Here is a 22,297-nt window from a genome sequence, read left to right on the forward strand (position 1 = left end):
AATAACCTCTGCATTTAGCCGGTTCCGACAAGGTCGGTAACGGGACCGTTTCCCCGCGCAACGCCACCCGTATCTGCGCGTGCTGTATTCATGAGAAGCTGTTCTCATGCCTGACCGGGCTTAACAGGCAGGGGGGCTGTGATAAGGGGACAATAACGCGCATGCGCAGAAACAAAGAACCCGACGTCATCCTGCACGGTGATCCGCTCAGGGCGCTTCTCAACCGGGGAGCTTAGTGAAGATCTGTGACTAAAAAATGACTGAAGATGTACAACGAGCGAAAGAGGAATATCTGTTATGACTAAGCGGGCCGCAATGGCGCTTGCAGCACGCTTCATAACGCCCGATGCAGCGTCGTCGTGGCTTGTTCATCTGCGCGCTTTTTTCTGCTCGTCTGAGAAAGAAAAAGCCAGCGTATGCGCCGCTGGCATGACGTTTTCATGCTTACACGTTGAGCCGGTGGATGACCGTCACGAATTCGTTCACCCCGCGATTGATCTCCTGGAAACTGCGCGAGAGGTTGCTGATCTTATCGTTTTCAGTCGTAAGAAAGCGTCTGATTTCATCAAGCTGCCGGGACATGTTTTCAATGAGCGCGGTATTTTCTTCCACAACTTTCGTGATTTTAAGCGTCGCCTGCGACGTCGAAGCCGCCAGTCGCCGGACCTCCTCGGCCACCACGGCAAACCCACGTCCCGCTTCGCCTGCCCGCGCGGCCTCAATCGCCGCGTTTAACGCCAGAATATTGGTTTGTCCGGCGATGGTGTTGATCGTCGAAACAATTTCTTTTATGTCCATGGAAGAATGATTGAGTCTGTCGCCAATGTCTGCTGCCGCACCCACCTGTAACGACATGGATTCCGCATTGCGGATGGTCTCACCCAGGACATCATTGGCATTAAAGGTGATTTGCGACGTCTCTTCCGACGTTGTGACGGCAATGTCAGCGATCCGTTTGGCATTCTCTACACGGTCGGTGATATCAGACGCCAGTTTAATAACCTTATAAACATGCCCGGAGGCATCTTTGACAGGGTTATAGCTGGCCTCCAGCCAGACGCGTTTTCCAGACGCTGTCACACGTTCAAAACGCCCTGTGAAAGCACGCCCCTGCTGAATCTTTTGCCAAAAATCAGGCTGCTCCTTATAAAATTCATCAAAGCAAAATATGCGATGATGTTTACCTTGAATGGCCTCAAGCTGATAGCCCATTAATTTCAGAAAATTGTTATTGGCGTCAATGACCTCACCCTGCGGTGTAAACTCAATCATGGCCATGGAGTTATTCAACGCGGTAATGATGGCTTCTTTATGCTTTAACGCTTCATGTTTATGCGTAATGTCGTTGGCAATTTTTATGATTTTTTTCACCGCACCGTGACGATCTTTCACAGGGAAATAGGTGGCGCTCAAATACAGCCGGCTGTGATTTTTGCGAAACCGCTCAAAGATACCGCTGAACGAGTGACCTGAGCCGAGTGTTTGCCAAAAGTGGGTATAGTCGCTGGAGTGCACAAATTCATCATCGCAGAACAGGCGATGATGCTGACCGGCGATCTCATTTAGCGTGTAGCCTGTCAGTTCGAGGAAAGGCGTGTTTGCCGTAATGATGCGACCGTCGGGCGTAAATTCAATCCAGCCGATGTTGGCTTTGATCGCCTGTGTATTGGTCTGGTCGTCCGCTAACCCCAGTGAAGCTTTACCAGGCATAAAACGTGTCAGGGCTAACATACTTCTCTCCATCTGATTCAGTGAAAGGGGCGTAAAGCGTCGGGCCTCGTGGCGGAGAGTTTGCTGTCTGATGGAAAGTAAAGCGTCCGGCCCGGGTCATTTAACTTATCGGCACAGGACGGTTCATATTTAGAAATGTATTAAAAAAATTGATGCTTATCACAGTGACTGTTAGTGCACACAGATAACGAGCTACGTCTTCTGACAGACTGCCTGTAACAGTGAAAAGATGGCGAAAGCAGAAAAACAGCAGCCATGTGGCGGATTGCTTCCCGCTGCCAGACAGGACGGCAGATAAAAAAGCAGGATGAGCGGGGGCTTTTCCGGGCAGATGTCAGCGGCAACCGCTACAGCCCGGATAAGATTGTCAACCAGAGTTTGTCAAACGAGGTAAAAGAAGACATCAGGAGGGGTTATACAGTCAACATAAAGTGTTTAGGGCTTGTTGCAGTGTAGGGACGTTTTTATGACAGGAAAGCGCGAATCAGTGAGAGCGAAGCCGATGGCAATGGCGTCGCCAGGCGTTTTCATGCACACCCGAGAACGCGCCTGCGATGGCGATGAGCCGGATTTTCTGTCGGGCAGGCATGTCGCCGCTGTGATACCCAGGCGCTGCATCACCACACGGCGGCGTCGACAGGCTGTCGGCAGGAGAAAAGGCTGGCGCGTCAAACAATGACGCGCCCGTGTGTGGGGCATAACCTGACAATAAAACCCTATGCAGTGCCATGAATCGCATCAATGCTGCCTGTGTCCTCAAACCTTCAGTCGATGAATCACCGTTACGAATTCGTTCACGCCGCTGAAAATTTCCTGAATGTTGTCAGACAGATGCGTGATTTTGTCGTTTTCTGTGGTAAGAAAGCTGTTAATGCCGTCGAGTTGCTGGTGCATATCGCCAATCAGGCTGGCATTTTCTTCGACCACCTTGCTGATTTTCTGCGTCGCCTGTGAGGTAGAAGCAGCAAGACGTCTGACTTCTTCTGCCACCACGGCAAAACCGCGTCCTGCTTCGCCTGCCCGTGCGGCTTCAATCGCGGCATTGAGCGCCAGAATATTGGTTTGTCCGGCAATGTTATTGATGGTTGAGACAATCTCTTTGATGTCTTTGGCTGAGTAATTCAGTTTGTCGCTGATTCCGGCTGCCGCAGCGACCTGCGAGGCCATCGATTCGGCGTTACGCACCGTCTGACTGAGAACATCATTGGCATTCACGGTGATGTGTGACGTTTTTTCAGACGTGGTCATGGCGATATCCGCCACGTCCTGCGCCGTGACGACACGTTCGGTAATATCCGACGCCAGCTTAATCACTTTATAAACGTGTCCTGAGGCATCTTTCACCGGGTTGTAGTTGGCCTCAAGCCAGACGCGTTTTCCTGATGCTGTTACCCGTTCGAAGCGCCCGGTAAACGCGCGCCCCTGTTGAATTCTGTGCCAGAAGTCCGGGTTTTCTTTATAGAACGCGTCAAAACAGAACAGACGGTGATGTTTGCCCTGAATAGCGGCCAGATCGTACTCCATCAGCGTAAGGAAGTTTTTATTGGCATTAATGACCTCGCCCTGTGGGGTAAATTCAATCATGGCCATGGTGTTGTTCAGCGCCGTAATAATCGCTTCTTTATGCGTGAGTTCTTCATGCCGATCGGTAATGTCGTTAGCGATTTTGATAATTTTTTTGACCGTGCCGTGTTTATCTTTCACGGGGAAATAGTTAGCGCTTAAGTAGAGCAGGCTGTTGTCTTTGCGGTAGCGTTCGAAAATGCCGCTGAAGGACTGGCCAGAAGCCAGGGTTTCCCAGAACCGGGCGTATTCACGGGAGCGGACGAAATCAGGCTTGCAGAACAGTCGATGGTGCTGACCGGTGATCTCACTGAGCTGGTAGCCTGTTACGGCAAGGAAGGCTGGGTTGGCTGTAAGGATGATGCCCTCGGGCGTAAATTCAATCCAGCCGCTACAGGCCTGAATAGCTTGAATATTATTTTGATCGTCTGAGGCGCGAAATGAGTTTTTTCCGCGAAGTAAACGCATAAGGGAAAACATAGATCTCTCCAGAAAGAGCCGCAAAAAGGTCAAAAGTGTTGACCGCGTAGTGGAGAGACAGCAACCCGTTTAAGGGAGGTCGATCAGCTCGGGTCCAGTACTGTTATCGGCATCGCACATGTCATATTTAGGTCATATTGCAGTCGGCAAGTGATGTGCATCACACTATGCAGGTCAGGCGGGCAGGGACATCATCACAGGCGAGGTGTTTGCGATAACGTCCCGAATTCAACACGATAACAATGTTGTCATCGCGCGTCGTGCCGTCAGGTGGAAAGCAGCAGCGTTAGTCCTGAGCGTCAGGTATCGCACTACGCAAGAATGCCGGAATAGCGGGACGTCCTTTTTCCAGACAGGTGCCGGTGAAAACCGCTTCAGCATAGACGACATCGTTAACCAAAATTTGCTGAACGAAATTAACACGGTTGCGCTTTTCGTTTGCCGCGAGTGCGCAGGTCACCTGCATCTCATCGCCTTTTTTCAGGCTCTTTTTAAAGCGAAGCGTATATTCAAGCAGCATATGGATACGGCCTTCGGCAAACTCCGCTTCCAGATCTACGCCAAGATGCTCTTTCATAAACGCGTGGCGTGTCCATTCCATATAGAAGGGATAGTAAAGTCCGTCTACAACGCCCTGAAAATCGATATGCTTTTCGTCAACCTGATACGTTTTGCTAAACATAGTATGGCCACTGGTAAGTGAGGGAAGGCCCACTTTAGTCGGCATGGCTGTTTTTTTAAACGGCTTTTTTCAGGCGACAGAGGAAGGTGAGTGATTCGCGCTAACAGTAAAATCGGCACGCGCCAGAATCATCCAGACACGTGCCGGGTGGGCTTTACGTCATGCCGCAGCTAAACACCGAGGCTGCTTAGCGCAGCACAGCGGCTGGCGGGTGTCGGTCAATACGGAAAATGGACACGGCATTACGTAGCAGGGTCGTTTGTTCCACCATGCCCTGGGCCGCAGAGGAGACCTGCTGCACCAGCGCGGCATTCTGCTGGGTGACCCGGTCCATTTGGCTGACGGCAATGCTGACCTGCCCGATACCGTTGCTTTGCTCATCCGACGCAATGGTGATTTCGCCCATAATGGTCGTCACGCCCTGTACGGATTTCACGATCTCCTCCATCGTGTTACCTGCCTGTTTCGCCAGGCCCGAACCTTTCGCCACGTGTTCAACCGACTGGGTGATCAAATCTTTGATTTCTTTAGCTGCGGTAGAGCTGCGTAAGGCGAGCGAACGGACTTCCCCGGCGACCACCGCAAATCCGCGTCCGCCTTCGCCAGCCCGTGCGGCTTCAACGGCGGCGTTCAGGGCCAGAATATTCGTCTGGAATGCAATCCCTTCAATGACAGAGATAATCTCGGCCACTTTGCCTGAGCTTTCTGAAATAGAGCGCATCGTTTCGACAACCTGTTTCACCACATCTCCTCCCTGTAGGGCAACGTGCGAAGTGGTATCCGCCTGAGAATTTGCCTGACGGGCGTTATCGGTATTTTGACGGACGGTAGCGGTCAGCTCCTCCATACTGGCGGCCGTTTGTTCCAGCGCGGCAGCCTGCTCTTCAGTGCGCTGAGCCAGGTCAATATTGCCTTGGGCGATTTCGCTCGCTGAGTTATTGATCAGTTCCGCAGAGGACTGAATGCCACTCACAATGGTGACCAACTGTTGGCGCATGGCTTCCAGCGAGGCCATCAGGCTGCCCTGGCCTTTAAGCGGCACAGCAATATCTACCGTCAGGTTACCCTGGGCAATCATGCCAGCAATATCGGCAGCCGCTTTGGGTTCGCCGCCCAGTGCGCGAACGATACTGCGTGTAATGATGGTGCCCAGCACCAACGAGAGCAGGATGGTGGTTAACCCGGCCAGACTGAGCGTCATTTTCGTGGCAAAGGCCAGGCTGTTGACTTCGTCAGAACGCGTAGCCAGCAGCGACGATTCTGCGTTGTTGAAACCGGCGGCGACGGTGCGGTAGCGATCCATAAAGGCTTTATCACGCCCTTCCTGAAAAAAATGCGTCAGGGCATCGAGCGGTTGCTGTCCTCCATTAACCTGACGACGCAATGCGATTAGCTGATCGTCAATGGCCTGGACGCTGTTGTGCAGGTCAAGTAATGACGTCAGTCTTTGCTGTTGACTGGCATTATCTGCCGTCATGGTGCGGAGCTGATTATATTTCTGGTCGAACGCCGTTTTGCCTGCGTTGAACGGTGCCAGGAAGGCTTCATTACCGGAGATGACAAATCCCCGCACGCCCGTTTCCATATTAACCATGTCAGTTAACATGCTGTCGCTCAGACTCATCACCTTATAACTGTGAATATTCCAGCTATTGGCCTGCCGTAGCTTGAGAAAGTTAATAATCGACAAGCTGCTGCCTATTAATGACACAAGAACGATGATGCCGAACGCGAACGCGATTTTGCGGCCTGTTGTGATTTTCATGTTTATTCCCCGTTTAGTAATTTTTTTATTTTTGTAATAACAACCCTTGCTTTTCGAGTATCGGCAACAAAGGAAGGCAGTTTATGAAAGCGAAGCCGTTTTTTAAAAAAAAAGTTTAAAAACTATCCTTAAGTTTAGTAAAAAGTTAATTTCCTGAGTTATCTATAGTATTCGATAGAAAGGACGAGATTAGCGTAAGGGGTATAAATAAACTGAAAATAGAAGTGATAATGAAAAGGAGGTACTGGAGATTTGTGTTAAGTGAGCGTAGTTGCTGGGATGGGGAGAAAAAATGGATGATCATCAGGCCGTATCATTGTGCGCTTGATATCTGAACGGATTAAATAAGGTTGCCGCTTTCATCTCACCTTATCGATGAAATGAAAGCGGCCTTGTTGTTTAACATCGTCATCGTGTATTTAATGTCACGCTTATTGATAATTACGATCCTTTATTACTCTGTGATGCACTGGCACCGGTCTGTGAATGATGCAGGGTCGGGCTCACAGGCAGTTCAGAATAAGTTTGCGTATCGTAAATCACGCCTTCTTCTGCGGATTTCAGCAGCATGCCTGCCTGGTAGTATTTATCCTGTTTCATTAAAGCAAGGGCATTTGAAACATCATTTTCTGTTTGTTGTAGCGGCATCAGTTCCTGCGTTTCAGTGACGGCTACGCCAGCCAGCTTCAGCGCATCAAGCGCACCTTGCTTATCACCTGCTTTAATATGCTGATTGGCTTTATCGATCGCGTCATTTTTCTGTTTTGATAGCTGGTAATCTTCCGACACGGATACATCGGAGCCGATGCGAATATAATTATCTCCCGTCATCGGGGCTTTTTTGTCATAGCGAATATACTTTGTCCAGTCCACACTATTATCTTTCAAATAAGTGTCAGCCTGAGTCGCCAGCGCTTTTGCTTGTTGAGTTTGGCCATTAAATAACGCGTTGCGTGAAAGCTGAATATCATTCATGGCCTGCGCGGCCTGGGCCGAAATGACTTCATTATTTAATGTATGGCTGTCTTTAAAGGACTCAGCGGCCGCAGCGCCACCAGTAAACACTAATACGGCTACAATCATTGAGCTAATAATCATCTTTTTCATGATATTTATCCTCTGTATTTATGCATCCGAAAGGTGCTAACGTCATTGATTACATCTGTAGTGTTCATTTACCAGGACTGTCTTTTTCGAAAAAGCAATAACACTGCGTTGTCAGACAAATGCAACGTCGCTGTTTTTGCTGTTTGGGAAACAGTTATCCAGAATGGCATTCTTCACGCAAAAATAATGAGGTGAAACGGCGTTGAAAACATAATCCGCCTGCGAAATGTCCGGGCTGTTTATTGAGAAAAACATATCGCCAACAAACAGGGCGTCGGTCAGATGTGAATCCTGGCGTGAATAATCACTTTTACACAGGTTACCGTGGTAAGAAAGCAGAAGGGGCAGAGCCATGATGTTATCTCCTTGATGTCGTCTTGACGTCTTTACTTAACACCCGGAGGATATTTAATTGTAATTATGAGTTTGCAGAAAAATGTCACTGTTACAATTGCATGGTTTTTTTATCATTTTAATTCAATGGCTTGCGAATCAGTGTTTGTTACATCTTACCGCTTCTTTAAAAAACCTGAGTTTTCTATAGAAGAAAGCGTACAGGCTGACAGTCGGGTCATAAAAGAAGCCACATCAGCCGCGCCGTCGTTGATCACTCTCTGTGCAAGATAATCATTCAGCGCGCTGTCACTGAGCGTCTGCCGTATGCTGGTTCTGATGCGGCTAAGCGTGGTTAATTCTGAACGGGTTGACTTTATCCCTGTCTCATCGTGTTTTGAACATGTTGCTTTACAGTGCGCATGGCAATGGCAAAATAGCCTTTTCCCTTTCCCGCTATCGATATGTCTGAAGATGCCCTGCGGCAGCAAATTGCGAATTTAAAAAAACACAATGCGCGATTAAGGCGTATTGCGCATGATGCCCGCGATAAATTGGGTGCTGCGCTGGACGGCACGGGCCTGTGCTTGTGGAAACTGGATATTCCCACGGGCAAGTTGGTTATTTTTAACCGCCGCTGGGGATCCATGCTGGGTTTTCAGCCTAAAGAAACGGATGCCCATTTTGATGTCTGGAAATCCTGCCTGCATCCTGAGGATGCCGCAGATGTTCTGAAGGCGTTCTATGATCATATCGAGGGCAAAGCACCCTTCTATGAAGCCTTACATCGGATGATTGGTAAAACAGGAAAAATTACGTGGGTGCTGGACCGGGGCCGCGTCAGTGAATGGGACGAGCAGGGCAGACCGATCAAAGTGACGGGCACGCACATTGATATGACCAAAGAGAAACAGTACGAAGCGCAACTGGCTTCACTGGCCATGCACGATCCCCTGACGCAATTAACCAACCGGCATGCGTTGATCAATCATTTTCGCGATATGAAGAAAAAGGCATTATGTATTGCCTTTATTGATTTAGATAATTTTAAGCATGTCAACGACACGTTAGGGCATCGCAGTGGCGACGAAGTCCTGATTCAACTTAGTCTGCGCTTTATCGCAGCCTGCCCACCAGGTGTCATTATTGGGCGACTGGGCGGCGATGAGTTTGTTTTACTGATTCCGCTCGCGTTAACCCATCCACTCACGAAGAGGCTCACGCACGCCTGTCTTAATGCTGCCTTGCAACCTTTTGAGCTGGCCAACGGTACTGCCGTCATTGGCGCATCCATTGGGGTTGTTCAGGTTGAGGAGCCAGAAAACTTTGACGGTGCGCTTGCCCGTGCTGATGAGGCGATGTACCGCATCAAAAAAAACGGTAAACGCGGTGTAGCGTTGTAAAAACGCGTTTTTTCTGCTTCTGGTTTGACCATCGGTTTCCCTCTGCCATGCTTGACAGGTAGTGCCGCGCGCCGGAACGTCGCTGAGCTTCTCAGACGATGGCCGGAAGCGTCATCACCTTCATCCATAGCGAGGCGTTTATGAGTCTGTTTAAAAGCAAAGATGGATTTAACCTCTACTACAAAGACTGGGGCAAAGGGCAGCCGGTACTGTTTAGCCATGGCTGGCCGCTGGACGCGGATATGTGGGATAGCCAGCTCAACTTCCTTGCCGAACGCGGCTATCGGGTTATTGCTTTTGACCGGCGCGGTTTTGGACGTTCCGACCAGCCATGGGAAGGATACGACTACGATACGTTTGCTGACGACATTCATAGCCTGATCACACATTTACAGATCAAGGATGTCACGCTGGTCGGGTTCTCAATGGGCGGCGGCGACGTATCGCGTTATATTGGAAAATATGGCACGGGCAACGTTAAAGGGCTGGTTCTGTTAGGCGCAGTCACGCCCGTGTTTGGTAAGAAAGACGATCATCCCGAAGGCGTAGAGAAATCGGTTTTCGACGATATCAAACAGGGACTGCTTAACGACAGAGCGCAGTTTATTAAGGATTTTGCCGCCCCCTTTTATGGCACCAATGCTGGCCAGTCAGTATCCGAGGGCGTATTGACGCAGACGTTAAACATGGCCCTGCTGGCATCGCTCAAGGGAACGCTGGACTGTGTTACCGCTTTTTCTGAAACCGACTTCCGCGCGGATCTCGCTCGCGTTGATGTGCCCACCTTAATCATTCATGGCAGCCATGATCAGATCGTCCCGTTCGAGGCGACCGGAAAGCTGGCCCATGAACTGATTACGGGTTCAGAGCTCAAGATCTACGATCAGGGGCCTCATGGATTCGCTGTCACGCATCAGGCTCAGCTCAACAACGATTTACTCGCCTTCCTGCAAAACAGCAGGGCAGAATAGTCCGAAAAAAACGCCCGTCAGGGCGTTTTTATTTTTATTGCCGCTTCGCTTACCTGAAATGTGATGAGCGGTATTTCTTCCGCTTGTGAGAAGTGCCATTTTACTAATTGTCGCCTGCCTGGTCATTTTATGATCTTTTCTTTCTCTTCATTCTAATAAACGAGACGTTTACCGCTTCGCTTATTTTTGCATGTTGCAAACCCTGCCGTAATGAATTCGATTTTATCGCGCTTAGTTAAATAGATCATTTATTGATCATATTGACGATGGGCAATGCCACCTGGCCGTCCATGTGCTGCGATTGAAAATAAAATCAGTGTGGACTTTTTAATGAATAGATCGATTAATAGAGCCTTAGAGGAGCGTTTTCATTAAAGTTTTCGCCAGAAGCGTTAAACTAGAGTTTCCTCGAAAAATAGTTTCATCACTAAAGAATTAACTGGATGTACAAATAAGGTATATGTATCTGCCTTTGTGAGTGTCGTGGCCGTCATGCTTGATTAGGTGATTTTTACAGCTGCATTTGTTTGTGCACCCTTTAGTTGATGCAACTTCCACTTTGCTATTTCAATAATTAAACTTGCGGAGAACACAGAATGACTCAATATCGTGGTGGGGCCGGTAATTTCGCTGCAGACAAAGAGAGAGCAGCAGAAGCAGGCCGTAAAGGCGGACAAAACAGCGGTGGGAATTTCAAAAACGATCCCCAGCGAGCTATTGAGGCGGGGCGTAAGGGAGGTAAGGTTAGTCGAAGGAGTTAATTCAATATTAACAAGGGGTTAGCTATTTAAACTGAAACCTTCAGTGAAGCTGACTTCTACTCAATATATAAACTTCGCTGTTTAATCCATGAAATAAACCACCTCTGGTTTAGGATTTGGTCAATCTTGCCGGAAAGGATATTCCTTTCCGGTTTTTTTTATTGCTGCTTTTCCGGTCAACGCACGGCTGTCTGAACGAAAAAATGAAATCCGGGTTCACCAGGTGAAGCGCCTCTATTTTAACTGAAGGTTAACTTGTACGGTTTTTGCTAATTCTGTACAGGTTTGTCTTAATTGAGGTGAGGCGGAGCATTTATCAAAATAACTCATTTTGAGTAAAGTACTGGTAATTAATGGAAAAAGGCATTTTCAATGCTACTTTAAAATCTGAATTAAACGGAGCCGAATGCATTCTTCGTTAAATAGTCTAAGGTTAGTGAGTACATTGTCACTGGCGCTGCATTAAAAAATAGTGGCGTAGCCGTTCAATTAATGAGGCTCTTTTATGACTGTCAAAACGTTAAACGATCTCTTTATCCATGACTTGTCCGATGTTTACAGTGCGGAAAAACAAATCGCGAGAGCACTGCCCAAAATGGCGCGTGCGGCAAGTGATGAAAATCTTATCGCTGCGTTTAATCAGCATCTCGAAGAGACACGCGGGCAAATCGAACGTCTGGACGAATTAGTCGACGTTACGCCTGAAGTGAAAATCAAGCGAATGAAATGCCATGCCCTGGAAGGCCTGGTAGAAGAAGCCCAGGAAATTATTGAGTCTGTTGAAAAGGGTGAAGTACGCGATCAGGGATTGATCGGGGCGGCGCAGAAGGTCGAGCATTATGAAATTGCGACCTACGGTACGCTGCACGCGCTGGCCTCAAAGCTGGGCTATACCAAAGCCGCGAAGCTGCTGGCCCAAACCCTTGCGGAGGAAAAGCAGACGGATGAAAAACTGACCAGCGTTGCACAGACCATCAGTTCGGCTGAAGGAGTTGCGAAATGACGGCCATTGAAAACTATCATGACTGGTTGCGTGACGCGCATGCCATGGAGAAGCAGGCCGAGAGCATGTTGAGCAAAATGGCGGGTCGTCTGGAGCATTATCCCGCTCTGGAGCAGCGCCTTGCCCAGCATCTGGATGAAACTAAGCATCAGCTTACTCTGCTTGAACAACTGTTGGATCGCCACGGCATTGACCATTCCATTATGAAAGACGTGATGGGCAAAATGGCCGCCACAGGACAGGCGATTGGCGGCATGTTTACTTCTGACGAAGTCGTCAAAGGCGCGATGAGCGGCTATGTGTTCGAAAACGCGGAAATCGCCAGCTACACCAGCCTGATCGCGGCTGCCGAGCAGGTCGGCGACAGTGATGGCGTCAGAGTCCTGACCGAAATTCGCGATCAGGAAATTGCGATGGCCGAATGGCTGTTCACGCATCTGCCGGAAGTCACTCAGCAGTTCCTGCAGCGCTCTGCGGCGCCAGGCGTTGAAGCGAAAAAGTAAGTTCTCTACAGAGAAATCGCCAGAAAAAAGCCGGGAACGTTTCCCGGCTTTTTTGTGCCTGCGACACAAATTAATCCATCATCATATGGCCATACATCGCCATCAGCCGACGGGTTACGCCGTTTGTCCAGCCAAAGCCGTCCTGCAGAGGATATTCACCGCCGCCACCGGGACGCGCGCGGTCACCGCTGATATCGTACTTCTCGACCAGTTTATGGTGTAACTGGTAGAAGTTATTCACGGTTGTCAGCCAGTTCACGGCGATTTCGCTCGCCAGGGTTTCTTCGCCGTAGTTATTCAGGCCCACCACCGCCATCCACTGCATAGGCGCCCAGCCGTTAGGTTTATCCCACTGTTCGCCGCTTTCCACCATAGAGGTCAGCAGCCCGCCATTGCTGAGCAGCAGATGGCGCAGCGCGATAGCCTGTAAATGCGCCTGATAAGGCGTTGCCAGTCCGACGAAGAGCGGCACTACCGCAGCGGCGGTGAACGCGCCAAAGCGGGCGCGGCGCCAGTCATAATCACGGAAAACGCCTGCGGTACTGTCCCACAGGTAACGGGTAATGGCACGTTTGCGGGCGTCCGCCTTATTCTGCCAGGCCAGCGCAGTCAGCTCTTCGCCTTTAACGTGAGACAACGTCGCAATCATCAGCTCAAGCTTGTACAAAAACGCATTGAGATCGATCGGGATAAACTGCGTTGTACGGATGCTCGACAGACGTTTTGGATTACGCAGCCAGCGTGATGAATAGTCCCAGCCTGACGCGGCACCCGCGCGCAGATCGCGGTAAACTTCGCTTGCCGGACGCTTAGAATGACGCGCTGTTTCGATGTCCTCGATCCAGGATTCATCACGTGGTGTGTCGCGGTCGTCCCAGTAACGATTCAGAAGCGAGCCGTTCGGCATCCGGACCACATGGCGATAAGCTTGGTTGGGCATCAGTGAGCCGGCGCCATCCATCCAGAACTGATACTCTTTCATCAGCTGATCCAGATAGCGCTGTGAGCCTTGCACGCCGTCCTCTTCGAACAGTTCCACCATCAGCGCAAACACAGGTGGCTGTGAGCGGCTCAGATAATAAGTGCGGTTCCCGTTCGGAATGTGCCCGTAGTTATCAATCAGCCAGGCAAAGTTGTCGGCCATATGACGTAACAAATCGTCACGCCCTGATTCCGCCAGGCCGAGCATCGTAAAGTACGAGTCCCAGTAATAAGTTTCGCCAAAACGACCACCGGGCACGACATAAGGTTTAGGCAACGGCAGCAACGACGAATGCGGCATATGCTGCTGCGGCATCTTGGTAAGAACCGGCCACAGATCGTCGATGTGCTCGTTAAGCGTTTTGTCAGGGTTCGAAACGTAGAAGCTTTCGTTGATGCCTGGCATGTAGAAATGGTCGGCAACGAAACGCGCCAGATCGAAGTCCTTGCTGCGCTTCTGACGGCGGTAACGCATCAGCACATCAAGCGGATCGTATTTGGGCGAGCAGTCGGGGAACGTTTTGCTGTCCTCGAAGATGCCCGACATCTGAACGGCCTCGAAAAGCTCAAGATAGCGATCGGCAGGCGTCAACGCATCCGGCGCAGGCAGACCTTCGATCAGCTCTGGCTCGGGTTCAGAATCCTGCATGCGCTCCAGCTTCAGTTCATGGGGATCGTATTGATACTCAACTTCCGCCCCGGCACGATTCTCTTCGAATGCATTGAGTTGCTGGCGATAAGTATTAATAACGGCCTCCTGAGCGAACGGGGTTGCACAAAAAGGAAATTATAGACCTCTCGCAGGCAGGAACAACAATGCAGATTGTCTATGAACGTAATAAAAATTGTCTATTAATCGTATAGATTGAATAAAACACAGACAATTCAACCGAATATCTCGACTTATGACGTAAATGCATTTCAGATGAATCTCTTACGGCAGGCTTAATAAAATTTTGCCTGGGCCAAAAGGGGCTGTTTTTTCCCTGTGCGGCAGGAAAATGAAGCAAAAGTGGCATGATGTAAGAAAATACCCTCTGAGGTGCCCTGTTAAGGAGAATGATCGTGCGTTCCTTTACTCTGCGACGACTCACCGGCAGCGACAGTGTAGGCTATCGCGCCATTCGGCTGGACGGATTACAACGCCATCCTGAGGCGTTTGGCGCGGATTATGCGCGTGAGCGCTCAGAACCTGACGCGTTTTTTGCGGCTCTGCTGCAAAACAATACTGTGCTGGCCGGATTCGATCCCCAGGGCGAGATCGTGGGCGTGACGGGTTTACGCTTCCATCCCGGCCAGAAACAGCGGCACGTCGCCACGATTTGGGGAATGTATGTGCTGCCTGAGTGGCGGGGAAGCGGCCTGGCGAAGACGCTGCTCATGACCGCAATCGCGCAAGCCCGTGAATGCATCAGCATCCGGCTTGCCGTGAGCGCCACCAATGCAGCAGCAACGGCCCTGTACCGGTCTGCGGGATTTACGACCTACGGAACAGACGTCGCGGCGCTGTATGTCGACGGTGTGTTCCACGATACCGTGCTGATGCGGCTGGACTTAACGGCTATCGGCTGAGGCGCACTGCCAGCATGCCCGCGCGTGGTATAAGGCGAAAAGGAGGCTGTCAGACGAGGCGGAGGTTAAATATGCGCGACAGCCCAGTTTGGCCGCGTGCGGTGACGCCAAGCTCCCGATAGCCGGGCGTCTGCTGTAGCCAGGCTTTTTGTATCATGAAGCGCAGCAAGGCTGCACCGGCCTCGCCACCAAGATGAAAGCGCCTCTCACTCCAGTCCAGGCAGGGGCAACAGGGCTTTCGTCGCGACGGCGAAGTCAGCTCGATGCCTGTTGCGGCAAAATGCGCCTTGCCCTCCATTGTGAGCGCCGTGCCATCCGGCATCAGCCAGCCCGCTGACTGCATAGCATCATAGATACCGACGGCAATCTCACCGGCCAGATGGTCATAACAGGTGCGGGCTCGCCGGAGCCGGTCTGGCGTGGTTGTTTTCAGGACTGAACCGGGCCGGGTCGAAATGCCCATCAGGTTTTCCAGCAGGCCCGCCACCTCATGGCTGGCCAGACGGTAATAACGATGCCGTCCCTGTACCACGCAGGTTAGCAACCCTGTCTCCGTCAGCTTATTCAGATGGCCGCTGGTAGTGGAGGGCGCAACGTCAGCGACCACGCTCAGCTCGGTCGCCGTCCAGGCCCGGCCATCCATCAGGGCACAGAGGATGTGCATGCGCGAGGTATCCGCCAGCGCAGTGGCCACCGTCGCCATGCTGAAGGTCAGAGAAGAGTGTGTGCTGTCATCACACCGGGCCGCCATGCGTGTCATTCTGCTCATCCTTTCCACTGGCGGGTCAGTGCTTCGGCCCGCCTGTCATCATCGGTAATCAGCACCAGCCAGTTGCTGTGATCGCTGTACTGCGCGCGAATATTAATGCCATTTTGCGCCAGGCACTGCGCAATTTCACCCAGTTCACCTGGCCGCTGCTGAGGGAGTTTTCGGCGCAGTGGCCTTCGGACGTCCCTGACATCGAAACCGGCATCTACTAACACCTGCCGGGCGCGCGGGCCATCCTCCACCAGAAAATGAGCGTGACTTTCCTTGCCCGTTGAAAAGACGCCGCCGCCTTCCAGGCCGATGCCATGCTGCCCAAGCAGTGTTCCAAACGCGGCCAGCGACCCCGGTTCGTTCCTGAAGACCACATAAAGATTAAACATGCCGGGTGTTCTCCTCTGGACCAGCATAATCACGCATAACCTTCGCAACGCGCAGGCGGTAATGGCTGAAAATTGTGTTCTGGCCTTCCCGCTGTGCCGACTGATGCAGGCTGTTTTCCCGCCAGTGACGCACCGCCCGTTCATCTTCCCACCACGACAGGGACAATATCTTGCCAGGCTCGCTCAAACTCTGAAAGCGCTCAATCGCGATAAATCCCGGTATCCTGTCCAGTTCGGGCCGAAGTTCGGCCGCCAGTTCAATGTAACGCTGTTGCGCTGCCGGTAAGGCCTCTGCTTCAAAAAGTACGGCAATCATTTCTCTCTCCCTTAAGTCAGCCTGCAGACAGCGTACCCGATGCAAAAGCGGTTACTTCGGTGTGCACCGAATCGTGGCTGATGGAGCAACAGAAAGGGGAGAAAGGGAGTGAGAGAGGATAATCGCTGCGGTTAACCGGCAGGGCTTAACCGCAGCGTAAGCGTGAGTGCGTTATCCCTTTGTCAGCGCCGCGCGGATCACCTCGGCATAAGGCGTGGTGGGGCGACCAAGCAGTTGGCTCAGTGTGCGGGACGCATCGAACAGACCGCCCTGAGCGGCACCCGCATCGGAATCTGCCAGAAGCTCTGCCAGCGGGGCCGGCAAGCCTGCGCTTTTCAGTGCGGCGGCAAAATCTGTCTGTGGCAGATTGACGTATTCCACCTTTTCGCCGCTCTGCGCGGCGATTTCAGCCGCAAACTCCGCCAGCGTATAGCTGTCATCGCCGGCCAGCTCGTACACCTTGCCCGCCTGGTCGTCACGCACCATAACTTCCGCTGCCGCGTCGGCATAATCCCGACGCGCCGCAGAAGCGATACGGCCCTGTTCTGCCGCGCCGAGAAACGCATGGTGCGCCAGGGCAGGGGCGATGCTCGCCGCGTAGTTTTCGGTGTACCAGCCGTTGCGAAGCAGGGCATAAGGGACGCCAGACGCTGCCAGCAGGGCTTCTGTAGCCCGATGTTCAGCGCCCAGCGACAGCGGAGACTTATCGGCATGGAGGAGGCTGGTATAGGCGATAAATTTCACGCCTGCGGCTTTAGCGGCATCAATGACTGCACGGTGCTGCGCTTCACGCTGGCCCACTTCACTGCCGGAAATCAGCAGGAGTTTGTCGACCCCTTGCAGGGCGGCCGTTAAGGTTTCTGGGCGGTTGTAATCCGCCTCACGTACGTGAACACCACGGGCGGCGATGTCACTCGCTTTCGCCGGCGTGCGTACGGCGGCAACCAGCGTATCTGCGGCTACTTTTTTCAGTAATGCGTCGATAACTAAACGGCCCAGTTGGCCTGTTGCTCCAGTCACTGCGATCATCACATAGCTCCTTTAAGAGGACAGTTGGTCAACAGCAGCCTATGCGATATGCTAACTTTTAGTAAGTACTTACAGAATTGTTAGGATGAAGGGTTTTGTTTAAATGACTGATAAATTAAGCGAAAAATTTATGCGCGGCGAATTGCTGAATGTTAACTGCCCGTCGCGCGATGTGTTAAAGCGCATTACCAGTCGCTGGAGCGTATTAATTTTACTGGCGCTGAAAAATGACACGCTGCGTTTTAGCGAACTCCGGCGTGCAGTCGGCGGCGTCAGCGAACGTATGCTGTCGCAGAGCCTGCGCTATATGGAGGAAGACGGCTTTGTTGAGCGCATCGCCTACGATGTTGTGCCGCCGCATGTTGAATACCGACTGACACCGCTGGGTCTGGAAGTAGGGGAGCAGGTGGTAGGACTGGCCGACTGGCTGGAGATGAATGTAGAACGCATCCTCGCCCACCGGGAGAAACAGTCCGCCGACGCGTAAGACCGTTCATAAGACGGGACCGAAGCACGCAGAGAAACACTCCCCTCGGCCACCGTAAAAAAATGCCTGTCCGACATAACAGATTCATTCTGCGTCGGGCGGTCTTAATTACTCACAGCATTTCTTTAACATCCTTTTTACCAGGCGACTTTTTCCTGAGGTTTCTGGCTGCGTTAATTATTGCGCGCGATAAAGATGTGATGAGTTATTTACATATTGCATATGATTTTTAACATGCCTGACCGGTTGAGCTTCGTTTTCCTGCCCGGAAATAGCGAAGCCAGAGTGCGAAAAACCGGACGTATTCTAAAAAAAAGCATCATAAAGCGCAGATAAGATAAATATCCTGCTAACAATATAATAAAACACGTGATTCCCGTGTCAGAACGGTACTTTTCTCTGTTTAACGAAGCGCGGAAATGGCGAATGACGCTTAAAAACAGCGAGTTGCGTTATTTTTTAGCGGTAATCTCGTTTGGCCGTTACGGCTCCGTGCAGGGTCTGTTTTAATAACAATAATGTCACATTGCCCCTTTGAAATTAACGTTTTGCTTATCCCTCCTAAATAAGAAAACTTTCAACAAAAAAATGATCTTAATCAAAAAATACTGTTATAGTTTTTACTTATCTGATTGTCTCTGTTTTACCAGGACGAAGCATCTTACATTCGTCATGGCATTTTTCCATGCAATGGAATGACATGCTTTGTGTATAAGTCGTTAATTATAAGTAACTATATGTGGTGCTCTATGTGGCAAAGAGGTAAGCAATGTTTGGATTAGATGCCTTTCATCTCGCCAGGATCCAGTTCGGTTTTACTGTTTCCTTCCATATTATCTTTCCAGCCATCACCATCGGTCTGGCCAGCTTTCTTGCTGTGCTGGAGGGAATGTGGCTCAAAACACGTAATCAAACCTACCGCGATCTCTATCATTTCTGGTCGAAAATTTTTGCGGTGAATTTCGGCATGGGCGTGGTTTCCGGGCTGGTCATGGCGTATCAGTTTGGGACCAACTGGAGTGGTTTCTCCCAGTTTGCCGGCAGTATCACGGGTCCCTTGTTGACCTATGAAGTGTTAACGGCTTTCTTCCTTGAAGCGGGCTTTTTAGGTGTAATGTTATTTGGCTGGAACCGCGTCGGCCCGGGGCTGCACTACTTTGCGACCTGCATGGTGGCACTGGGAACGTTGATTTCCACCTTCTGGATCCTGTCATCTAACAGCTGGATGCAAACACCGCAGGGCTATCTCATTCAGAATGGCATCGTGGTGCCAGAAAACTGGTTTAAAATTGTCTTTAACCCGTCCTTTCCTTATCGCCTGTTACATATGTCCGTGGCGGCATTTTTGGCCAGTGCGTTCTTTGTCGGATCGTCGGCGGCCTGGCATCTGCTTAAAGGAAATGACAATCCTGCCATCCGTAAAATGTTCTCAATGGCGTTGTGGATGGCGCTGATTGTCGCCCCTGTGCAGGCCATGATTGGTGACGCGCATGGACTGAACACGCTGGAGCATCAACCTGCAAAAATTGCGGCCATTGAAGGCCACTGGGAAAACCCACCCGGTGAAGCCACGCCATTAATACTGTTTGGTTTACCGGATATGGAAGAGGAACGTACTAAATATGCGCTCGAAATCCCGTATCTGGGCAGCCTTATCCTGACGCACAGTCTGGATAAACAGGTCCCGGCGCTGAAATCTTTCCCGAAAGAGGACCGTCCTAACTCCACCATCATTTTCTGGTCATTCCGCGTCATGGTGGCAATGGGACTGTTAATGATCACCCTTGGCGTAGTCAGCCTGTGGCTGCGTTACAAAGGACGCCTGTACCAGTCGCGTCCGTTCCTGTGGTTTGCTTTGCTCATGGGACCCTCCGGCCTGATCGCGATTTTAGCAGGCTGGTTTACTACCGAAATCGGTCGTCAGCCTTGGGTAGTTTATGGCGTTCAGCGAACGATTGATGCGGTATCTCCCCATGGCGAAATGCACATGAGTATCAGCCTGCTCGCCTTTATTCTGGTTTACTCCTCCGTCTTCGGTGTGGGTTATCACTATATGATGCGCTTGATTAAAAAAGGGCCGGTCACCGGCGAAGGCGATACCGTGGAAACAGGTGGCCCCGGACAAATCAAAACGCCAGCGCGCCCGCTCTCTGCGGCCACTCACCATCATGAGGAGCGTTGAGATGATTGATTTTTCTGTTATCTGGTTCGCGATTATCGTTTTTGCTGTCCTGATGTATATCGTCATGGACGGTTTCGACCTGGGTATCGGCCTGCTGTTTCCTTTTAACAAAGACGCAGGCGAGCGCGACATGATGGTCAACACCGTTGCGCCTGTCTGGGACGGCAACGAAACCTGGTTAGTGCTGGGCGGCGCAGGACTGTATGGCGCTTTCCCGCTGGCCTATGCGGTAATAGCCGATGCGCTTTCCGTGCCGTTAACCGCCATGCTGATTGGGCTGATTTTCCGTGGCGTCGCCTTTGAGTTCCGCTTCAAGGCTGTCGAGCACCATCGGGCCTTCTGGGACAAGTCGTTTATTGCCGGTTCACTCCTCGCAACCTTTAGCCAGGGCGTTGCCGTCGGCGCGATGCTGGATGGCATTCCTGTCGAAGGCCGCAGCTTTGCAGGCTCGACGATGGACTGGCTGGCCCCGTTCCCGCTGTTCTGCGGCGTCGGGCTGGTGGTGGCATATGCGCTGCTGGGCTGCACCTGGCTTATCATGAAAACCGAACATGAACTGCACCGTAAAATGTCAGCCCTGGCGACACCGCTGTTGATTGCGCTGTTGTTAATTATTGGCATCATCAGTATCTGGACACCGTTCACGCATCAGAACATTGCACATCGCTGGTTCACCACGCCAAATCTGTTCTTATTCCTGCCGGTGCCTGTACTGGTGCTGCTGTGTGCATGGGGACTGCGCCGCGCAATCAAGCGCGAGGCGCATTATTCGCCTTTCCTGCTGACGCTGGCCCTGATTTTCCTGGGCTTCTCGGGTCTGGGTATCAGTATCTGGCCGAATATTATTCCGCCCTCGGTATCCATCTGGGACGCCGCGTCCCCGCCGCAGAGCCAGGCCTTTATGCTGGTAGGTAGCTTACTGATCATTCCAATGATTCTGGGATATACCTTCTGGAGCTACTACGTGTTCCGTGGAAAAATCAAAGCAGACGAAGGATACCATTGATATGCAGACCCAGGTCAGCAGCAAAGAACGTCAGAATGAAACCCGGTCACCGTGGTGGAAACGCGTGCTGTGGCTGGTGGTCATCTACAGTGCCAGCGTGCTGGCACTCGGTGTGGTCGCGACGCTGTTCAGAATGATGATGACCGCCGCAGGCATGCGTAGCCACTGAGTCCTCCGAACGAGGCAGTGCATTCCTGACTGCCTCCGTTGTTCCCCTCGTCCTTCCATAAGCCAGCCTGTGCGCTGGCTTTTTTAAAGTAGTAACCCAGGCAATTAATGCGCTTTTTGCCGCTATCCGGCCCTGGCTGGCCCATGAGCCATGACATCCTGCAACGCTTTTTGTTACTATTTTGTTACAAATCTTTCCCTCTTTTTTCTTTTCACGTTTTTAAAATGCTAAGTCAAACCATAAAAAAACAGCATATAAATGATTTAGTCGACTGGATTGAAGCCAACCTGACCAACGACATTTCCATCGATCTGATTACGCTCAAATCGGGCTATTCCAAATGGCATATGCAACGTTTGTTCAAAGAGATGACCGGACAAACGCTGGCGGCCTATACGCGCAAGCGCCGCTTAACCCTTGCCGCTATGGCGTTACGACTGACGCGCATGCCGTTAATTGATATCGCCGTCCGTTTCGGGTTTGAAAATCAGCAAAACTTTAACCGCGTGTTTAAAAATCACTTCTCTGTTACGCCGGGCGGTTTTCGCCGTCTTAACGTGCTGCCTGTCCGGTATTTTCACGGCCGTATTGCCCAGCGCGAGCCGGTCATGCCGGTATCGCTTTACCGGCGCGAAGAGGAGTTGCTCCTGCAGGGCGATACGCTGGAATGGGAATGCCCGTATGGCGACTATATTCGCGACCGGCATCAGCGTATGGCCGGCCTGGTACGCCATTTTGTCCGTACGCAGCAGGGCGACGCGCAAGGATGGCTGGGATTTCAGTATGGCCCCGGCAACGGGTCCGTCGATCAACAGCACATCAGCCTGTTTCGTGGCGTCGCGCTGGCAAACACGGATGCCGGGCCAGGCGATCTTCAATGCCGCACGGTGCCTGCGGGGCTTTACGCCCGCCTGGCATGGCGTGGCTCACCGGAAGAACTGACGCGTTTCATCGCGGATATTTACTACCTTTATCTGCCGCAGCTGAATGTGGCCTGCCGGCCGGGAATGGATTTGCTCTGTCTGGATTTAACCCGATGCACAGCCGACAACATTGAAGGGGTGTTCTCTATTCCTGTCACGCAGGGATAATGCACATTATGTG

General features: G+C 51.4%; 23 protein-coding genes. 11 read left to right on the forward strand and 12 right to left on the reverse strand.

Going from position 1 to position 22,297, the window contains the following annotated elements; genetic code table 11:
* Positions 1-444: 444 nt before the first annotated feature.
* From C1N59_RS03825 to C1N59_RS03855, 7 genes are all read right to left on the reverse strand, one after another.
* Positions 445-1,731: a methyl-accepting chemotaxis protein gene (locus C1N59_RS03825; RefSeq protein ID WP_006118256.1), complete on the reverse strand. Its 1,287-nt coding sequence runs from the start codon at positions 1,729-1,731 to the stop codon at positions 445-447.
* A 484-nt stretch (positions 1,732-2,215) separates the two neighbouring features.
* Positions 2,216-2,461: a hypothetical protein gene (locus C1N59_RS03830; protein WP_394550347.1), complete on the reverse strand. Its 246-nt coding sequence runs from the start codon at positions 2,459-2,461 to the stop codon at positions 2,216-2,218.
* Between the two features lie 26 nt (positions 2,462-2,487).
* On the reverse strand, positions 2,488-3,774 hold the full coding sequence (locus tag C1N59_RS03835; RefSeq protein ID WP_054687061.1) for a methyl-accepting chemotaxis protein: 1,287 nt from the start codon (positions 3,772-3,774) through the stop codon (positions 2,488-2,490).
* 286 nt (positions 3,775-4,060) lie between these two features.
* Positions 4,061-4,456, reverse strand: a complete 396-nt coding sequence (locus C1N59_RS03840; protein WP_054633173.1) for an acyl-CoA thioesterase — start codon at positions 4,454-4,456, stop codon at positions 4,061-4,063.
* Positions 4,457-4,643: 187 nt separating this feature from the next.
* Positions 4,644-6,221: a methyl-accepting chemotaxis protein gene (locus C1N59_RS03845; protein WP_394550348.1), complete on the reverse strand. Its 1,578-nt coding sequence runs from the start codon at positions 6,219-6,221 to the stop codon at positions 4,644-4,646.
* Positions 6,222-6,662: 441 nt separating this feature from the next.
* Positions 6,663-7,328: a YfdX family protein gene (locus tag C1N59_RS03850; protein WP_033739721.1), complete on the reverse strand. Its 666-nt coding sequence runs from the start codon at positions 7,326-7,328 to the stop codon at positions 6,663-6,665.
* A 111-nt stretch (positions 7,329-7,439) separates the two neighbouring features.
* A complete protein-coding gene (locus tag C1N59_RS03855) occupies positions 7,440-7,682 on the reverse strand; it encodes a hypothetical protein (RefSeq protein WP_054687064.1) in 243 nt (80 codons plus the stop codon).
* A gap of 443 nt (positions 7,683-8,125) precedes the next feature.
* Here C1N59_RS03855 and C1N59_RS03860 point away from each other — a divergent pair, with 443 nt between their 5' ends.
* The 5 genes from C1N59_RS03860 (at position 8,126) to C1N59_RS03880 (ending at position 12,302) form a co-directional block, all read left to right on the forward strand.
* Positions 8,126-9,064, forward strand: coding sequence for a sensor domain-containing diguanylate cyclase (locus tag C1N59_RS03860; RefSeq protein WP_394550349.1), 939 nt, complete (start codon positions 8,126-8,128; stop codon positions 9,062-9,064).
* A gap of 140 nt (positions 9,065-9,204) precedes the next feature.
* On the forward strand, positions 9,205-10,035 hold the full coding sequence (locus C1N59_RS03865) for an alpha/beta fold hydrolase (RefSeq protein WP_283785903.1): 831 nt from the start codon (positions 9,205-9,207) through the stop codon (positions 10,033-10,035).
* A 596-nt stretch (positions 10,036-10,631) separates the two neighbouring features.
* Positions 10,632-10,796, forward strand: a complete 165-nt coding sequence (locus C1N59_RS03870; protein ID WP_006118264.1) for a con-10 family general stress protein — start codon at positions 10,632-10,634, stop codon at positions 10,794-10,796.
* A gap of 505 nt (positions 10,797-11,301) precedes the next feature.
* Positions 11,302-11,799: a YciE/YciF ferroxidase family protein gene (locus C1N59_RS03875; protein WP_006118265.1), complete on the forward strand. Its 498-nt coding sequence runs from the start codon at positions 11,302-11,304 to the stop codon at positions 11,797-11,799.
* Positions 11,796-12,302 carry a ferritin-like domain-containing protein gene (locus C1N59_RS03880; protein WP_033739715.1) on the forward strand — a complete coding sequence of 169 codons (507 nt, stop codon included), beginning with the start codon at positions 11,796-11,798 and terminating at the stop codon, positions 12,300-12,302. Before C1N59_RS03875 ends, C1N59_RS03880 begins: the two co-directional genes overlap by 4 nt.
* A gap of 70 nt (positions 12,303-12,372) precedes the next feature.
* Here the strand turns inward: C1N59_RS03880 and C1N59_RS03885 are convergent, their stop codons facing one another.
* The gene (locus C1N59_RS03885; RefSeq protein WP_050504863.1) at positions 12,373-14,031 is read right to left on the reverse strand and encodes an alpha,alpha-trehalase; all 1,659 of its coding nucleotides are present in this window, start codon (positions 14,029-14,031) and stop codon (positions 12,373-12,375) included.
* 311 nt (positions 14,032-14,342) lie between these two features.
* Here C1N59_RS03885 and C1N59_RS03890 point away from each other — a divergent pair, with 311 nt between their 5' ends.
* Positions 14,343-14,855, forward strand: coding sequence for a GNAT family N-acetyltransferase (locus C1N59_RS03890; protein WP_039342296.1), 513 nt, complete (start codon positions 14,343-14,345; stop codon positions 14,853-14,855).
* Between the two features lie 49 nt (positions 14,856-14,904).
* Here C1N59_RS03890 and C1N59_RS03895 read toward each other — a convergent pair whose 3' ends face one another.
* The 4 genes from C1N59_RS03895 to C1N59_RS03910 form a co-directional block, all read right to left on the reverse strand.
* Positions 14,905-15,615 (reverse strand): ArsR/SmtB family transcription factor, encoded by a 711-nt coding sequence (locus tag C1N59_RS03895; protein WP_044241491.1) that lies wholly within the window; start codon positions 15,613-15,615, stop codon positions 14,905-14,907.
* 5 nt (positions 15,616-15,620) lie between these two features.
* Positions 15,621-16,004, reverse strand: a complete 384-nt coding sequence (locus tag C1N59_RS03900) for an amino acid-binding protein (RefSeq protein WP_033739711.1) — start codon at positions 16,002-16,004, stop codon at positions 15,621-15,623.
* Complete coding sequence (locus tag C1N59_RS03905) at positions 15,997-16,320, reverse strand: antibiotic biosynthesis monooxygenase family protein (RefSeq protein WP_006118272.1); 324 nt, start codon at positions 16,318-16,320, stop codon at positions 15,997-15,999. Before C1N59_RS03905 ends, C1N59_RS03900 begins: the two co-directional genes overlap by 8 nt.
* A gap of 171 nt (positions 16,321-16,491) precedes the next feature.
* Positions 16,492-17,349, reverse strand: coding sequence for an SDR family oxidoreductase (locus C1N59_RS03910; RefSeq protein WP_172913399.1), 858 nt, complete (start codon positions 17,347-17,349; stop codon positions 16,492-16,494).
* 103 nt (positions 17,350-17,452) lie between these two features.
* Between C1N59_RS03910 and C1N59_RS03915 the strand changes: the two genes are divergently transcribed.
* The 5 genes from C1N59_RS03915 to C1N59_RS03935 all read left to right on the forward strand — a co-directional run bounded on the left by C1N59_RS03915 (position 17,453) and on the right by C1N59_RS03935 (position 22,284).
* Positions 17,453-17,836 (forward strand): winged helix-turn-helix transcriptional regulator, encoded by a 384-nt coding sequence (locus C1N59_RS03915; RefSeq protein ID WP_033739707.1) that lies wholly within the window; start codon positions 17,453-17,455, stop codon positions 17,834-17,836.
* A 769-nt stretch (positions 17,837-18,605) separates the two neighbouring features.
* Positions 18,606-20,018 carry a cytochrome ubiquinol oxidase subunit I gene (locus C1N59_RS03920; RefSeq protein ID WP_033739705.1) on the forward strand — a complete coding sequence of 471 codons (1,413 nt, stop codon included), beginning with the start codon at positions 18,606-18,608 and terminating at the stop codon, positions 20,016-20,018.
* A 1-nt stretch (position 20,019) separates the two neighbouring features.
* Positions 20,020-21,024, forward strand: coding sequence for a cytochrome d ubiquinol oxidase subunit II (gene cydB, locus C1N59_RS03925; RefSeq protein ID WP_033739704.1), 1,005 nt, complete (start codon positions 20,020-20,022; stop codon positions 21,022-21,024).
* 1 nt (position 21,025) lies between these two features.
* Entirely contained in the window at positions 21,026-21,193 is a 168-nt protein-coding gene (locus C1N59_RS03930) for a DUF2474 domain-containing protein (protein WP_006118277.1), read from the forward strand.
* Between the two features lie 224 nt (positions 21,194-21,417).
* Positions 21,418-22,284, forward strand: a complete 867-nt coding sequence (locus tag C1N59_RS03935) for a helix-turn-helix domain-containing protein (RefSeq protein ID WP_394550350.1) — start codon at positions 21,418-21,420, stop codon at positions 22,282-22,284.
* The last annotated feature ends 13 nt before the right edge of the window (positions 22,285-22,297 follow it).

The organism is Pantoea sp. SGAir0183, from assembly GCF_043545505.1.

Bases quoted from the DNA above. Each gene is read 5' to 3' on its own strand.
- C1N59_RS03825 (WP_006118256.1), bottom strand. From the start codon at position 1,731: ATGTTAGCCCTGACACGTTTTATGCCTGGTAAAGCTTCACTGGGGTTA.
- C1N59_RS03830 (WP_394550347.1), bottom strand. From the start codon at position 2,461: ATGGCACTGCATAGGGTTTTATTGTCAGGTTATGCCCCACACACGGGC.
- C1N59_RS03835 (WP_054687061.1), bottom strand. From the start codon at position 3,774: ATGTTTTCCCTTATGCGTTTACTTCGCGGAAAAAACTCATTTCGCGCC.
- C1N59_RS03840 (WP_054633173.1), bottom strand. From the start codon at position 4,456: ATGTTTAGCAAAACGTATCAGGTTGACGAAAAGCATATCGATTTTCAG.
- C1N59_RS03845 (WP_394550348.1), bottom strand. From the start codon at position 6,221: ATGAAAATCACAACAGGCCGCAAAATCGCGTTCGCGTTCGGCATCATC.
- C1N59_RS03850 (WP_033739721.1), bottom strand. From the start codon at position 7,328: ATGAAAAAGATGATTATTAGCTCAATGATTGTAGCCGTATTAGTGTTT.
- C1N59_RS03855 (WP_054687064.1), bottom strand. From the start codon at position 7,682: ATGGCTCTGCCCCTTCTGCTTTCTTACCACGGTAACCTGTGTAAAAGT.
- C1N59_RS03860 (WP_394550349.1), top strand. From the start codon at position 8,126: ATGTCTGAAGATGCCCTGCGGCAGCAAATTGCGAATTTAAAAAAACAC.
- C1N59_RS03865 (WP_283785903.1), top strand. From the start codon at position 9,205: ATGAGTCTGTTTAAAAGCAAAGATGGATTTAACCTCTACTACAAAGAC.
- C1N59_RS03870 (WP_006118264.1), top strand. From the start codon at position 10,632: ATGACTCAATATCGTGGTGGGGCCGGTAATTTCGCTGCAGACAAAGAG.
- C1N59_RS03875 (WP_006118265.1), top strand. From the start codon at position 11,302: ATGACTGTCAAAACGTTAAACGATCTCTTTATCCATGACTTGTCCGAT.
- C1N59_RS03880 (WP_033739715.1), top strand. From the start codon at position 11,796: ATGACGGCCATTGAAAACTATCATGACTGGTTGCGTGACGCGCATGCC.
- C1N59_RS03890 (WP_039342296.1), top strand. From the start codon at position 14,343: ATGATCGTGCGTTCCTTTACTCTGCGACGACTCACCGGCAGCGACAGT.
- C1N59_RS03895 (WP_044241491.1), bottom strand. From the start codon at position 15,615: ATGACACGCATGGCGGCCCGGTGTGATGACAGCACACACTCTTCTCTG.
- C1N59_RS03900 (WP_033739711.1), bottom strand. From the start codon at position 16,004: ATGTTTAATCTTTATGTGGTCTTCAGGAACGAACCGGGGTCGCTGGCC.
- C1N59_RS03905 (WP_006118272.1), bottom strand. From the start codon at position 16,320: ATGATTGCCGTACTTTTTGAAGCAGAGGCCTTACCGGCAGCGCAACAG.
- C1N59_RS03910 (WP_172913399.1), bottom strand. From the start codon at position 17,349: ATGATCGCAGTGACTGGAGCAACAGGCCAACTGGGCCGTTTAGTTATC.
- C1N59_RS03915 (WP_033739707.1), top strand. From the start codon at position 17,453: ATGACTGATAAATTAAGCGAAAAATTTATGCGCGGCGAATTGCTGAAT.
- C1N59_RS03920 (WP_033739705.1), top strand. From the start codon at position 18,606: ATGTTTGGATTAGATGCCTTTCATCTCGCCAGGATCCAGTTCGGTTTT.
- cydB (WP_033739704.1), top strand. From the start codon at position 20,020: ATGATTGATTTTTCTGTTATCTGGTTCGCGATTATCGTTTTTGCTGTC.
- C1N59_RS03930 (WP_006118277.1), top strand. From the start codon at position 21,026: ATGCAGACCCAGGTCAGCAGCAAAGAACGTCAGAATGAAACCCGGTCA.
- C1N59_RS03935 (WP_394550350.1), top strand. From the start codon at position 21,418: ATGCTAAGTCAAACCATAAAAAAACAGCATATAAATGATTTAGTCGAC.